Origin of the sequence: Halogeometricum rufum, from assembly GCF_900112175.1 — an archaeon.
Taxonomy (GTDB): Archaea; Halobacteriota; Halobacteria; order Halobacteriales; family Haloferacaceae; genus Halogeometricum; species Halogeometricum rufum.
In genome coordinates, this window is sequence record NZ_FOYT01000001.1 from 786,995 (window position 1) to 800,827 (window position 13,833).

Here is a 13,833-nt window from a genome sequence, read left to right on the forward strand (position 1 = left end):
GCGGTCGCCCCGAGTCACACCGCCCGGACGACCACCGTCGCGTTCGTTCGCTCGTCGGGTGCGACGACGGCGAGGTCGAACGCCGCGGCGACGACGGCCGTCTCGTTGCCGCGTCGTTGCACCACCACGCCGTCCCGGACCGTACAGTCCCCGAACGCTCTCCCCCGGCCCCCGGGGCAGTTGCGTGCGGCCCACCCCGTCGCCTCGCTCCCGTTGTACGAGACGACGAGCGACTGGTCGCCGGCGGCCGCGGCGTCCTCGACGCGCGCGACGTCGTCGGTCAGGTCGGCCCTGACGGCCGCCACCGCCGCCGCTCGCTCGTCCCAGTCGTACTCCCCGTCCGTCTCGACGACGGCTCCGGTGAACGACGCCGAGAGCGCCCGTCTGGCGTCGTCGACGCCGGGGGCCGAGGCGGCGTCGTCGCTCCCGCCCTCGTAGCCGAGTTGCGCGTACGCGAGGGCCATCGGCACGAGAGCGACGGCGACGACGACGGCCGCGAGGAGGACGACCTGTCCCCTGTCGCGGGTCACGCGGACCACACCCTGAGCGTCACCGTACAGCCGTCGGTCGTCAGCGACGCCGCGCCGGTCGGCAGACCGGACGGTAGCGGCTGTCCAACGGCTCCGTGCGGCGTCTCAAGCCGGTACGAGAGGGGGGTCGGAAGCATCGCGCGCAGTCGCCGGTCGAGCGCGTCGGATTCGGTGTCGAACGCCGACGGCGACCGGCAGGCGGCGGTGAGCCGGTCCGTCCCCGTCCCGACCGGCGGTTCGACGGCCAGCACCGAGAGCGCGTCCGCCGCCGTCCGGTCCAGCGTCGGCGCGTCGTCCGTCTCGACGGGGACGACTGCGAACCCCAGCGAGACGGCGAGGACGAGGAGGATTCCAACGGTCACCTCGACCAGCGGCGTCGCCAGTTGCGCTCGGTCCTCACGCACCGACGGTCACCTCCAGCGGTTCGACCGTCGCGTTCGTCGCCGTCCAGCGGATTCTGACGACGCCGTCGACGCCGTCGTCCGTCGCGAACGAGAGGTGCGGCGGGCCGACGCGCGTCACACGGAACTCGTAGGTGCCCGAGAGGCCGTGCGGGTCCCGGAGCACGATGCGGTCGTGCGCGCGGACGGCGGTCAGCGTCGTGGTCCCGTCGGTCGTGACGTCGAGTTCGACCGTCCGCGTTCGGTTCGGCAGCGTCACCGTCCGACGCCCCGAGAGGTTCACCGTCGTCGTCCGTCGGTCCGTCCGCTCGACCCTGACGAGTCGACGGACGGTGACCCCGTCGGGGTCGCCGCGTTCGACGAGGGTCCGGTCGCCCAGTCGGACGCGCACCTCGCGGCCGCGGACCGACGGTGCGATGCGGTCCACCGCGGTGGCGTTCAGCGACCGGACCGCGTCCCATTCGACGGCGTTCGCCCGTCGGGTGTGGGCGGCGTCGGCGGCGACGAGGCGGTCCGCGAGGGTCTCGCCGGCGTGCCGGGCGGCGGGGTCGGTGTCGGCGTCCGCGAGGGCGACGCCGGCGAGGACGACGCTGCCCGTCGTCACCGCGGTGAGGAGGACGAGGGCGGCGGCCAGACCGACGAGGTTCGCCTGTCCGCGGGCGGCGGTCACGGCTGCCCCCCGTGAGCGCTCGGACGCCGGGCGGCCGACGCCTCGACGCGGCCAGCGGTCGCCCCGTCGTTCGCGGCCGGGGTCCCGTTCGACAGCGTCACGGCCACGTGCCCCCCGTCGCCGCGGACGACGACCCACGACTCGCTCACGCTCCGCCACGTCCCGGACACGTTCGCGCCGCGCGCCGGGAACGAGAGCGTCACTCGGCCGCCGACGCCGTCGTCCGGGTGGTCGAGGACCAACTCGGCCGCGCTCCCGTTCGCCGCCGGGACGGCGCGGACCCGGTACGGGTCGCCTCGAATCGTCGCCGGGAGCGAGACGGCGACGCGGCGGTCGATGCGCGCCGTCCGCGACGGCACCGACGACTCGACGGACTCGGCGGCACCGACGAGGGCGCGTTCGCCCACCTCGGCCGCGGCGGCGGTCCGGTAGTCGGGCACCACGTCGCCGTAGAACGTCGTCGTGAGGAGGGCGATGAACAGCACGACGATGCCGAGTTCGAGCGCTTTCCCGACGACCGGCGAGAGGGCGCGGTCGGCGCGCGACTCGCTCTCCCGGCCGAGCGGTCCGTCCCGTCGTCCCCGGTCGCTCACGCCCCCACCTCCATCCGCAGTCGCACGTCGTGGACGACGAGGTGGACGGTGCGACGGCCGGGGAACGCCGCGACGACGCTCGGCGTCCCGTCGCCGTCGAAGTCGCGCCGGGTCGTCGTCGCGTTCCGGTCGCGGAACGCCCGTTCCCACGCGCCGGGGGCCGCCGTCTCCACGGCGACGCGGTAGCGGTCCGTCGGGAGGAGTCGTCGCTCGTGCGTCGGCGCGGTTTCGAGTCGAACGGGCACCGTCGTCCCGCGCGCCGAGACGGCGTCCGTCCCGGAGGCGTTCAAGACGGGGACGCCGACGTACAGCGTCCCGTTCGCGGGCGCGATACTCGGCGGCGCGTCCAGTCGGCTTCGGTTCCCCTCGCCGACGGCGACGGCGCCCGCGACGGCCGACACCCGCCTGTCGCCGGACTCGTACACCAGCCCGCCCGCCGCGGCGGTCCAGACGACGCCGGAGTCGTTCAGCACGCGGACGCGCCGGTCGGCGACGCGAATCGTCCCGCCGGCGAGTCGGACCGTCGCGTCTCCCTCCGCGGCGGTGCCGGCGTCGAGAGCGTCGTCCAGTCCGTCGGCGACGCGGGCAGTCGCGGCCGTCGACGCTCCCTCCTGAATCGCCGTCCCCGCGGCGGCGGTGAGGACGCCGACGCCGACGACGGTGAGGCCGAGGAGGATGGCGACGCCGACGACGGCGGACTGAGCGCGGTCGGAGCGAGAGCCTTCGGCCGTCATATCAGTCCCGCCCCCGCGAAGACGGCGTGGCAGACGGCGACCAGCGCGCCGGAGTGAAGCAGCGCCTCGTACCGCCCCCTGCTGGCGACGCCGGCGAACCACCCCGAGGCGAGCATCGTCGCCTGCGTCGTCACGTAGATGCGGTACCGGTCGCGTTCGAGGTCCACGGCCTGCGGGTCGATTGCGACGCCTGAGAGGTCCGACATCGAGGAGAGTTGTGCGAAGCCGTCGAAGACCTGCGCGCCCGTGGCCACCGTGATGCCGACGACGAGGAGCGCCGTCGTCCACCCGACGGCGACGTACACGAGCATCCCCGACCGGAGCGCCCGCTTCTGGTGGTACAGTCTGCCGACTTCGGACTGCAGCGTCTCGAACACGGTGCCGGTGTCGCTGCCGGAGTCGAGTGCGCCGATGACGAGGCCGATGGTCTGCTCGGCCATCGGCGTCCCGACGCGTTCGACGAACCGGTCCAGGGCGGCGGTTCGCAGGTCCTCGTCCGTGCCGGTGTTCGGCGACGTGAGCCGGAGGTTGAGCGCCAAATCCGCCACGTCGCCAGAGAGGGGTCCCAACTCCACGTCGCGGGCGACGTGTTCGACCGCCTCGGGGAACGGACGGCCGAGGCTGACGTGCCCCGAGACGGCGTGGACGAAGTCCTTCAGTTCGCGGTCCTTCGCGCCGTCGAGGCGCGCGCGGCGGACGGCGACGACGCCGACGGGGACGGCGTAGACGACGTAGCCGGCGAGGGCGACGTCGACGAGCGTCGACCCCGCGACGGCGGCGACGACTGCGCCGACGACGCCGAGAGGGACGAACGCGAGCGTCGCGCTCGCGGGGTTGGTCGTCGCCGTCGCCAGCATGCCGAGCGTCGTGTCCGGGCGCGTGTACGTCACCGTCTGGTCCGGCGGTCGAATCGTCGCCACCAGCGACGCCGCGCCGAGGCCGACGGCGAGGATGAACGCGCCGCTGGCGTAGACGATGAGGCCGCGGAGCGTCGTCGCCCCGACGGGCGTCGGCACCGTCGACGACAGGCCGGGCGCGATGACGCTCATCACGGTCAGGATGATGACCAGGAGGGCGGGGAGGACGAGGAGGACGATGAATATCTCCGCGAGGAGTTCGAGGAAGCCCTCGGCCCGTCGGCGGGCGCGGTCCTGCTGGTGGCCGAGCATCCGACTCTCCATCCGGAGGTAGTTCCGTAGGGCGTCGGAGCCCTGGTCGGCGTGCTCTCTGAACTTCAGGAGGAAGGGGGCCAGCGTGTTCTCCGCCGGCGTGTCGCGAGCGACGCGGCGCAGGCCCTCGTTGACGTTGCCGGTCATCGCGGCGGTGTTGAGCGCCTTCCGGAGGGAGACGGCCGTCTCGCCGTAGGCGTCCGTGTCGGCGACGCGACGGAGCATCGCCCGTCGGCCGTCGCTGCCGGAGGCGAGGACGTGGAGGTAGCGCACTGCGCCCGGGAGCGTCCGGTCGATGTTCGCCCGGCGCGCGGCGGCGACCCACCGGAGGTACCGACCGCCGAGGGCGACGACGGCGCGCTTGACCGCGCCGCCGACGAGGAGTGCGCCGCAGACCCCGAGGAGTAGGCGCGGGACGCGCGGAACCGGGAGCCGTCCCGCGAGTGGGACGACGGACTCCGCGAACGCGACCCAGCCGTCGAGCGTCGCGGCCGGAAGCGCGAGGGCGGCGGCCGGGAGGGGCACCGCGACGAGGAGCATCGCGGCCCACGATGCGCCGTACACCCGCGCGAGGAACAGGTCGAAGCCCACGCGGAGGTCGGTGCCGCGGTAGGCGCGCCGGTCGCGTTCGTGCCGCGACGCGTCGGCGTGGCGGGCGAACAGGGCGTACAGCACGCGGTCGACGACGGAGATGGAGTCGTCGCGCGCGGTCGTCGGCCGGGTGGCCGTCTGGGTCACCGCGGCACCTCGCGGTCGACGACGAAGGGTCGCCGTCGTCGGCGGAGCGCCGGCCCGAGGTGCGCCCGCCTCGTCGCACTCCGCTGTCCCGCTCGCACCGCCTCGGCGTCAGGCATCGGTCCGTCCCCCGTCTTCGGCCATCCGCCGTCGGACGCGTTCGACCGTCGCCGCCTCGTCCGTGCGGAGGTCCGAGAGGAAGCCGAACACGCGGTCGAACTCGGAGACGTCTTCGCGGACGAGGTACTCGACGTAGCCGCGCTTGCGGAGGAACTCCGCCTCGACCGCCTCGACCTCTCTGTCCGTCGCGTGGGCGATGCGGTGGAACACGCGGTGGGAGAGGCGGTGGTGGTCGTCGCCGAGGCGCGGGTGGTCGTACGCCAGCGAGAACGACCCGTCCGTCTCGCGCCACAGGACGGTGTTCCAGTGGAGCGTCTCGCCGCCCTTCTCGACGGTGCCCTTCCGCGCCGTCGGCGGGAGCGCCTCGTAGCCCGCCTCGTCGACGAGTTCGACCACCTCGCCGACGTACCGGTCGCCGTCCGCGCGGTGCGGGAACACGACGAGGTCCAACTCCCGCAGGAGGTAGGCGGGAAGCCCCTGTTCGACGACGCGGTTCACCAGCGTCTCGACGTCCTCGGCGTGCGTCGTCCCGACGACGCCGTGGCCCGTGTTCAGCACCTCGGCGAACGTCTCGAACGAGGCGGGCGTGTTCACCTCGGCGATGACCTCGACGTCCGGATTGAGGTAGTTCGCCTCGGTCATCAGGTCCGCCATCGAGACGCGCTTGAACTCGGACTCGTGGTCCCGCGTCGTCAGCGAGATGCCCGTCTCGTGCGGTAGGCGCACCTCGCGTGACCCTTCGTCGATGCTGACCGGGCGGTGGTCGTACGGGATGAACGGCATGTGCGCGTTCATCAGCGTCGTCTTCCCCACGCCCGTCGGCCCGGAGAACAGGACGACGCGGTGGTGTTCGTACAACATCCACAGAAGGGCGACCAGCTCTATCGGGAGGGCGTCGAGGCGGACGAGGTCCACGGGCGTCATCGGCTCCGCGGACTGCTTGCGGATGGAGACGTGCGGGCCGCCCTCGGAGATGACCGGCAGGGCGACGGCGCAGCGAATCGTCTCGTCGACGCCTTCGGGCCGGAGGTTCACCTTCGCCGACGGCCGGGAGGCGTTCAACTCCACGCCGTCGGCGGCGGCCAACTGGGTGACGACGTTGACGAAACTCGTCTCGTCGTCGAACGCGAGGTTCGTCGGGACCCGGCCGCCGCCGATGGCGGCGTCGTCGGCGACGCCCGCACGCGGGATGACCTTCACGCGTTCGCCGACGCGGTTGGCCTCGATGTCCTCCAAGTTGGGGTCGCGGATGGGGACGGTGAGGACGCCCTCGCCCACGTAGTCGCGGAGGACGTAGTAGACCAGGTCGTCCAGTCGGTCCTCGGCGAACCGGCGGTCGACGGGCGGGAGGGCCAGACCGTACTCGGCGAGGGCCGTCCGCACGCGGAACTGGGTGGCCTCGACCCACGCGCGGGTGTTCCGGGCCGTCAGGCGACGCGAGAGGAACTGCCGGGCGCGTTCGCGGACGAACGCGGCCCGGTCCTCCACGAGTTCGCCCGCGTTGGCCTCCCAGATGCGCTCTTTGCACTCGGCGATGAGAGCCTCGTCGCCCGGCAGCAGGTCGGGTTCGAGGACGGCGTACTTGGTGGTGAACCGGTCGTCGCCGAGGAGGTGGTCGCGGTGCAGGACCACGTCCACGTCGAACCCGCCGAACGGGACGGTGTAGTGCCGCAGTCGCTCGCCCGCGACCCGGTCGGCGAACTCGGCGTCCGTCCGGTACGCCGTCGCCGCGGGCGCGTAGTTCTCCGTGTGGACGACGAGCGTTCCGTCCTCGCCCTCGCGGCCCACGTCCACCACGTCGATGTGGTCGTCCAGCGCCAACGGCGTCACCTCGCCGAGCAGTCGCAACTCGCGGAGCGCGTAGTACTCGACGCGACGCCGGGCCGCGGGCGACACGTCGAGCAGACGGTCGAACACGCGGCGGTACTTCGGCGGCACGCCCTCGTCGGCGCGTTCGGCGGTCCCCTGCCTCGTCAGCGGTCGGCGACGGTTCACGACCGAGAAGTGGTCTCTGACCCGCGCTAAGGCCGCCTCCTCCCGCGGGCCGAGGCCCGGTTCGTCCACCTCGTAGCGGAAGCCGACGCCGTCGTCGTCGCGGACGGTGGCGACGACGCCCGGGACGACTTCGTACTGCGCGCGGACGTCCGGGGCGTACCACGCGCTCCCGTCGTCCGGCGGAAGCGGCGACGGAACCGCCTCGACGACGCCCGCCGTCCCCGCGCCGCCGCCCCGCACTCGACCGCTCATCGTCCGTCACCGACGAACACGTCACACAGCATTGGGACTGCGTTGCCCGGTTCCCGTATTTAATATTTGAGAATCAGGGAATCCGCACGTTCGTCGGCTGTCGGTCCGACAGACCGTGGCTAGATTCGCTCTTCACCGTTTCTACTCTCCTCTCCGCTCGGAATAGAAATAACTCCGCGCAGTAATCAAATCCGGGCGACAGCAAGAGTATCAATACTGGTATTCTGAACCCCACAGTCGACGCTCGATTCGGTCCGGACGAGTCGAACGACGGCGTCGGTCCGGCCGGGGAAACAGTCGTCCCCGCCGGGTCTGAACCGCGCGGGAGACGCCTCCGCGTCGCCGAACCGAGTCTCGATTCCCGACCTGTCGCTCTGCGCGTGTTAAATACAAGCTTCGGACACCTAGCCATTCCGCAATATTTGCCAAGACTTTACTAGGTCGACCGAGCATAGCAGTTCGTCATGCCTTCACTTAGCAGACGTGCGCTCCTGAAGGGAGTCGCGGGAAGCACAGTCGCCCTCGGTGCGATGGGTACCGCCAGCGCCGACGACGGCCGAGACCAGTTCGTCGTGACGGCCGGCGGAAACGGCGTCCGACGGAGACTCGAACGCGCGGGCGGCGAAGTCGTCGCCTCCATCGCGGACGACTCGGTTCACCTGGTCCTCGCGGAGTCGCAGTCCGCACTCGAAGGCGTCGGCGGCGTGAGCGCCGTCGAACCGAACGAGGGCTACCGACTGCTCGGGCCAGCGGAGACGGGGACGACGGCATCGACGGACGACGCGCTCGCCGACAAGCAGTGGGACAAACACGACGACACGACCGGCGCGTTCGAGGCGCACGACGCCGCGACGGGGGCCGATAGACGGGTCGCCGTCATCGACACCGGTATCGAACCCGACCACCCGGACGTGAACGCGGAGATGTCCGCGGGGAAACTGTTCCGCTCGGACGGCGCGTCGAGTCCGGACGGCAGTCCGACCGTCCCCGGCGACGAGGAAGTCGAGGTCCGCCTGCCTCCGTCGGGCGACACCATCGCGCCGTACACCTATCTCGGTGAACCGCAGACGAAGATGCGACGGGCCGCGGACGACGTGGACTCGCACGGCACCCACTGCGCCGGCATCGCGACGGGGAGCAACGCCGGTACGACCGGAATCGCCGGGATGGCGCCGGACGCGAAGGCCGTCCCGCTTCGGGTGTTCTACTGGAAGGCGCTGTCGGGCTACCCGTACGACGAGGACGGCGACGGCGAGGAGGAGTCGGTCACCGTCACGACCCTGTGGACGACGGACTTCGACATCCTGAGCGCCATCGACTACGCGGGCGAGATAGGCGCGGACGCGGCGAACATGAGCCTCGGTGGCGGCGTCGTCAAGGGGTCCGCGCACAAGTCCGGCGACCACGTCGCCTACCAGACGGTCGTCCAGCGGGCCGTTCAGCGCGGTACCGTGGTCACCGCCAGTGCCGGCAACGCGTCCTCGAACCTCCAGCAGGGCGGCTACTACACCCTGCCGAACAGCGTCCCCGGCGCGATGAGCGTCACGGCGACGGGGCCGACCAACGAACTGGCGTTCTACTCGAACTTCGGCACCAGCGACATCGACGTCGGTGCGCCCGGCGGCGGCTACGAGACACTGGAGAAGACGCTCGCCACGGACACCGACTGGCCGTTCCCCACCAACCTCGTCCTCTCGTCGGTGCCGGCCGACCTGAACGACGGAAAACAGTACGACTGGTACGCCGGCACGTCGATGGCCGCCCCGCAGGTGGCCGGCCTCGTCGCACTCGTCCGCGAAGTCGCGCCCGGACTGAGCGCGAAGCAGGTTCAGAACGTCATCGAGCGGACTGCACGGTTCAGTAGCGGCAAGAGTAGTCCGACCATCGGCGCCGGCGTCGTCTACGCGCCCGACGCAGTCGCGGAAGCCGAGCGCTTCTCGAAGTAGCGAGGGCGCTCCGGCGTCTCGTTCTCGCGTCCGGCGTCACGTTCTCGCGTCCGGCGTCTCGAGCCCGGTCGGAAACCGAGCGACACCCGGCCTCGACCGTTCCGACCGACGTCCCGCCGTCTCTAGATACCTAGACCGCCTCCGCTTCGACGCCCCGGAGTATCGAGCGACTGGTTCCACCACGTGCGCTCCCCTCCGTCCAGATGCGGTTGGAGGAACGACCGATGTTCGACCACGACACAGACGAGACGGTTTCGAGGCGCAGCGTGCTCAGAACGATCGGCGGTATCGCCGCCGGAACGACGATGCTGACGACGGCCGGCCGCGGGAGCGCCGAGACGGAGGAGGGACTCCGGATGGAGGTCCGCGAGCGGACCGCGGAGTACCTCGCCGTCGAGGTGTCGTTCCCGAGCGACACCTTCTCGGGCGACGAGGAGTTCCCGGACGACACGTTCGGCGAGGAGGCGTTCCCGGACGGCGTCTTCCTCGGCCACGCCGACCAGTTCGTGGTCCGCGAGGGCGGCGAGTGGGTGTCGCTCCCCGAGGAGACGGACCGACTCGCGCGTCCCGCCCACGCCGAGCGGATCAACGAACGGGGCGAGTGGCCGAAACGGTACGCGATGTACTTCACCGCCGCCAGCGTCGACGAGTTCCCGGAGGCGGACGGGGAGCACCGACTCGGACTCGGCGCGTTCGCAGAGCGGACCATCCCCGGCACCGAGTGGGACACCGCCGTCTGTCCCGGCCATCGGGACTACTAAATTCGTCGGGACTCGACCCGAACCCCCGTCGACGCTCCGTCGAAGCCCTCCGGAGCGAACCCGTGCGGTCACGCTCGTCGTTCGGGAGCCCCTTCGGCAGCCGCCTCAGCCCCCGCGGGAGATGGCCGTGAACGTCTCGACCATCTCCTCGAAGTTCTCCGTGGAGACGGCCAGCTCCTCGCGGAGTTCGTCGCTCCGGCGGCGCATCCGGACGTACTCGCTCGCCTCCGCCAGTTGCTCGGGCGAGCGCTCCGATTCGAGAACGGCGAGTTTGGCGGTGAGACTGAAGAACTCCGTCAGCGGATCGTCGTAGGAGGCGGCTTCGAGCTGCTGGTCCACCGCGGCGAACAGGTCCTCCTTGCCGATCGGTTTGCAGAGGTAGTCGTCGAACGGCATGTCGGCGATACCGAACCCCGGGTCGATAGCGGTCACCATGATGACGCGGCAGTCGTATCCTCGGTCCCGGAGTTCCCGCAGCACCTCGTCGCCGGAGAACGGCATCCGCCGGTCCAACAACACCACGTCGACCGCGTCGTCCATCGCCGTCAGCGCCTCCTCGCCCCCGTACGCCGTCCGCACGTCACCGTACCGCTGACGCAGTCTGAGCGCGTACGCGTCGGTCACCTCCCGCTCGTCGTCCACCACCAGAACGGTTCCGTCTCTCGCCTGTGCCATGCTACCACTGCCCGAACAAAGGTTGGTCGGTATCCGTGTTATAGCTTCGTGCGGGGCGTCCCGACGACCGGTCGACGCCGCGCCACGAACGCTTATCACGTGGTTTGATAACGAATGACGTATGAGGCTGCGGACGAAGTTCGCCGTCGCGTTCGTCGTCGTCACGCTCGTGTTGAGCGCCTCGGTCGTCGCGGCCGTCGAGTTCTACAAGCGCGACGCCGTCGGCGAGTCGCGCGCGGACGTCGACGAGACGGCGACGCGCGTGGCCGACCAGATAGACGCCTCGATCCGGGACCGACGCGACTACGTTGGACTCGTCGCCTCTCGGCCGCAGGCGCGCCAGTTCGACGGCGACGGTCGGTTCCTCGAGGCGTTCCTCGCCAACTCCCGATTTTACGCCGCGCAGGTCGTCGCCGCCAACGGCACCGTCGTCGACTTCCGGGGCGACGTCACGGACGCACAGCGCTCGGCCGTCCTCGGGTCGGATCGGAGCGACGCCGCGTACGTCGAGGCGGCACTCGAGGGCCGGACGTACGTCGGCGAGGCCGAACGTCTCGACGGCACCGACGAGTACGTCCTCGTGTTCGCCGCGCCGATATTCGAACGGGGAGCGGTGAAAGGCGTCCTCGCGGGTGCGATCTACCTCGACACCCGGACGACGTTCGACGCGTTGCCACCCCTCGACACCAGCAGACAGACGGTGACCGTCGTCGACGACGGGGCGGAACTCCACGGCGGGGACCGCCGCTTCGAATCGTCCGTCGAGGGCGTCGCGACCGTCGAATCGACGGGGTGGACGGTGACCGTCTCGCAGGACCGGTCGGCGCTTGACGCCAGACTGCGCACGCTGGCGCTGTTTCAGGCCGGCCAGTTGGGGCTCGTCGTGCTGGTGATGGCCGGGTTCGGCTACTGGCAGTACGCCACGAGCCTCCGACAGACCGACCGACTGCTCGACGCGTTCGCCGACCTCGGCGCGGGCGACTACGACCGGTCGGTGTCGCTCCGCGGCGGCGCCGAGTGGGAACAGATCGGCGACGGGTTCAACGACCTCGCGTCGACGCTTCGAGCGCGCGAAGCCGCCCTCCGCGAGCGAACGCAGCGGCTCGAAGTGATGTACCGCGTCCTCCGACACAACCTGCGGAACCAGTTGACGGTCGTCCTGACCTACGCCGAGGTCGTCGCGGACGTCGCCGCCGACGACCGGGTAGCCGGAGCGGGCCGGTCGATTCTCGACGCCGGCCGGACGCTCGCCAACCTCAGCGACCGCGTCAGACAGATCGAGACCGCCCTCGAAGCCGACCAGTCGCCGACCCGCGTCGAGGTGGTCGGCGTCGTCTCCGACGTCGTCACGGACCTCCGAGAGTCGTATCCGACCGTCGAACTCGAGGCGTCGCTGCCCGACGCCGCGCCGGCCGTCGCCCTGCCGTCGCTCCGACTCGCCGTCGAGAACGTCTGCGAGAACGCCTGCGAACACAACGACGCCGACGACCCGCGGGTGGACGTGTCCGTCTCGACCGTCAGTCGGTCGCCGGCGGAGGCCGTCGCGGACGACTGCGCCGACGCCGGTTCGCAGTGGGTTCGCGTCGCGGTCACCGACAACGGTCCCGGCATCCCCGAACAGGAACGCAGAGCGATCCGCGAGGGCAGAGAGACCGCCCTCGAACACGCGAGCAGCCTCGGCCTCTGGCTGACCTACTGGATCGTCGACGGGTCGGGCGGCGACCTGCGGTTCGCGGACGCCGACCCCCGCGGCACGACGGTCGAACTGCTCCTCCCGGCGGCCGGGTCGGCCGCCGGCGCGCCGTCACCCGCGTCGACGCGCGGCGAGCAGTGAGGCCACGGCGAGGACGGCCAGCCCGGCCGCCGGGAATCCGAACCCCGGGACCGACTCGCCGGTGTCCGCGGCGCCCGCTTCGGTCGTCTCGCTCGGCGCGGCGGCGGCCGCCGTGGTCGCCGCCGATTCGACCGTGACGGTGCCGACGAACCGCTCGTTGACGAACACCTCGTAGGTCCCCGGTTCGCCGAACGAGCGCTCGAACGTCGCCTGTCGGGACCCGTTCGGCGCGATGGACAGTTCCCGGCGGTCGACCACCTCGTCGCCGAGGAGCAACGCCACCGCGTAGGTGCCGTCCGCGCCGCCGACGTTCCGCACGCGGACGAACACCTCCGTTCCCTCGTCGGTGCGAATCCGCGTGACGGTCACGACGGCGTCCGTGATGCGGAACCGCGCCTGCTTGACGCCCGTCGCGAAGTCCGACAGCCCCGGCGCGCGAGCCTCGAAGAAGTGGTGCGTGTCGCCCGCGCCGACGACCCGCGTCGGGAGTTCGGTCCACGTTCCGTTCACGTGCCGGTAGAGGGCGACGTCCTCGGGGTCGGTCTCGTTTCCGGCCAGCACGTCCCGTCGCACGCGGAACCGCACCGTGACGTTCCGGACGTTCTCGTTGGCGATGCTGTGCCGGACGCGGAGATATCCGGCCGACTCGGTCCCGTCGGCGAGGGCGAACGCGGGCACGTCGGCGAACCGGCTCTCGTTCGTGGCGACGCTGAGCGTGACGTTCCCGTCGCGTTCGGGAGTGAACGACAGCGCGTCGATGGCGAACCGGTCGTCGCGCGTCAGCGGCCACGAGAGGTTGAGCGACTGCGTCGTGTTCGCCTCGGCGTTCCGGACGCTCGCGTTCACCAGCGTCTTCGTCGCCAGCACGCGCGACGGCGACACGTCGGCGACGGTCCGGGTGTTCGTGAGCCACACGTTCCGCTGCGGTTCGTCGGGGTCGTCGCTCATCACGTGCACGGTGGCGAACCGGGGGCGGCCGTCACCGCCCGCGAACGAGACGGAGACGTTCAGACGCTCGCCCGGGTCGAGCGTGACCGGGCCGTCGAACCCGGTGTCGAAGGACGACCGGTCGGGACCGACGACGACCACCGATCGGACCGTCAGGGTGGCGTCGCCGACGTTACCGACGGTGAGCGTCCGTTCGGCCGACGAGCGCTCGTTCGGAAACCGGAGCGTCACCGGCCGGACGACGACGTCCGGCGCCGCCGCCTGCGCTTGCTCGACGGAGTCGGCCTCGTCGACGGCGTCGACGTTGCCGGACGCCGCGGGCCGTGTCCCCGCGACGACCGGCGCGACCATCGCCGAGGCGACGAGCATCGCGACGACTGCCCACGCAGGAACGTTCGGTCTCATCGTCGGTCCTCACAGTGTGTGGTACGAAGTAACACAGTATAGAAGTTGACGGTGAGAGCGTCCCG

General features: G+C 71.1%; 12 protein-coding genes. 3 read left to right on the forward strand and 9 right to left on the reverse strand.

From position 1 onward, the window contains the following. Positions 1-14: 14 nt before the first annotated feature. The 7 genes from BM310_RS04120 to BM310_RS04150 all read right to left on the reverse strand — a co-directional run bounded on the left by BM310_RS04120 (position 15) and on the right by BM310_RS04150 (position 7,199). Positions 15-539: a DUF7261 family protein gene (locus BM310_RS04120; RefSeq protein ID WP_245778425.1), complete on the reverse strand. Its 525-nt coding sequence runs from the start codon at positions 537-539 to the stop codon at positions 15-17. Beyond that, on the reverse strand, positions 527-934 hold the full coding sequence (locus BM310_RS04125) for a DUF7262 family protein (RefSeq protein ID WP_089804877.1): 408 nt from the start codon (positions 932-934) through the stop codon (positions 527-529). Before BM310_RS04125 ends, BM310_RS04120 begins: the two co-directional genes overlap by 13 nt. Then, positions 927-1,601: a DUF7263 family protein gene (locus tag BM310_RS04130; protein ID WP_089804879.1), complete on the reverse strand. Its 675-nt coding sequence runs from the start codon at positions 1,599-1,601 to the stop codon at positions 927-929. Before BM310_RS04130 ends, BM310_RS04125 begins: the two co-directional genes overlap by 8 nt. Then, entirely contained in the window at positions 1,598-2,194 is a 597-nt protein-coding gene (locus tag BM310_RS04135; protein ID WP_245778426.1) for a DUF7266 family protein, read from the reverse strand. The genes BM310_RS04130 and BM310_RS04135 overlap by 4 nt, the downstream gene beginning before the upstream one ends. Next, positions 2,191-2,928: a DUF7289 family protein gene (locus tag BM310_RS04140; protein WP_089804881.1), complete on the reverse strand. Its 738-nt coding sequence runs from the start codon at positions 2,926-2,928 to the stop codon at positions 2,191-2,193. Before BM310_RS04140 ends, BM310_RS04135 begins: the two co-directional genes overlap by 4 nt. Continuing rightward, positions 2,925-4,835 (reverse strand): type II secretion system F family protein, encoded by a 1,911-nt coding sequence (locus BM310_RS04145; RefSeq protein WP_089804883.1) that lies wholly within the window; start codon positions 4,833-4,835, stop codon positions 2,925-2,927. The genes BM310_RS04140 and BM310_RS04145 overlap by 4 nt, the downstream gene beginning before the upstream one ends. Positions 4,836-4,943: 108 nt before the next feature. Further along, positions 4,944-7,199, reverse strand: coding sequence for a type II/IV secretion system ATPase subunit (locus BM310_RS04150; RefSeq protein ID WP_089804885.1), 2,256 nt, complete (start codon positions 7,197-7,199; stop codon positions 4,944-4,946). A 464-nt stretch (positions 7,200-7,663) separates the two neighbouring features. Here BM310_RS04150 and BM310_RS04155 point away from each other — a divergent pair, with 464 nt between their 5' ends. Next, a complete protein-coding gene (locus BM310_RS04155; RefSeq protein ID WP_245778427.1) occupies positions 7,664-9,145 on the forward strand; it encodes a S8 family peptidase in 1,482 nt (493 codons plus the stop codon). A 266-nt stretch (positions 9,146-9,411) separates the two neighbouring features. Further along, complete coding sequence (locus BM310_RS04160) at positions 9,412-9,906, forward strand: hypothetical protein (RefSeq protein ID WP_143105104.1); 495 nt, start codon at positions 9,412-9,414, stop codon at positions 9,904-9,906. Between the two features lie 105 nt (positions 9,907-10,011). On the opposite strand, the gene BM310_RS04165 is transcribed toward BM310_RS04160, so the two are convergent. Beyond that, positions 10,012-10,581: a response regulator gene (locus tag BM310_RS04165; protein WP_089804891.1), complete on the reverse strand. Its 570-nt coding sequence runs from the start codon at positions 10,579-10,581 to the stop codon at positions 10,012-10,014. A 121-nt stretch (positions 10,582-10,702) separates the two neighbouring features. Here BM310_RS04165 and BM310_RS04170 point away from each other — a divergent pair, with 121 nt between their 5' ends. Then, a complete protein-coding gene (locus BM310_RS04170; protein ID WP_089804893.1) occupies positions 10,703-12,415 on the forward strand; it encodes a sensor histidine kinase in 1,713 nt (570 codons plus the stop codon). Here BM310_RS04170 and BM310_RS04175 read toward each other — a convergent pair. Further along, positions 12,386-13,768 (reverse strand): PGF-pre-PGF domain-containing protein, encoded by a 1,383-nt coding sequence (locus BM310_RS04175; RefSeq protein ID WP_089804895.1) that lies wholly within the window; start codon positions 13,766-13,768, stop codon positions 12,386-12,388. The genes BM310_RS04170 and BM310_RS04175 overlap by 30 nt on opposite strands. Positions 13,769-13,833 lie beyond the last annotated feature (65 nt).

Bases quoted from the DNA above. Each gene is read 5' to 3' on its own strand.
- BM310_RS04140 (WP_089804881.1), bottom strand. From the start codon at position 2,928: ATGACGGCCGAAGGCTCTCGCTCCGACCGCGCTCAGTCCGCCGTCGTC.
- BM310_RS04150 (WP_089804885.1), bottom strand. From the start codon at position 7,199: ATGAGCGGTCGAGTGCGGGGCGGCGGCGCGGGGACGGCGGGCGTCGTC.
- BM310_RS04155 (WP_245778427.1), top strand. From the start codon at position 7,664: ATGCCTTCACTTAGCAGACGTGCGCTCCTGAAGGGAGTCGCGGGAAGC.
- BM310_RS04165 (WP_089804891.1), bottom strand. From the start codon at position 10,581: ATGGCACAGGCGAGAGACGGAACCGTTCTGGTGGTGGACGACGAGCGG.
- BM310_RS04170 (WP_089804893.1), top strand. From the start codon at position 10,703: ATGAGGCTGCGGACGAAGTTCGCCGTCGCGTTCGTCGTCGTCACGCTC.
- BM310_RS04175 (WP_089804895.1), bottom strand. From the start codon at position 13,768: ATGAGACCGAACGTTCCTGCGTGGGCAGTCGTCGCGATGCTCGTCGCC.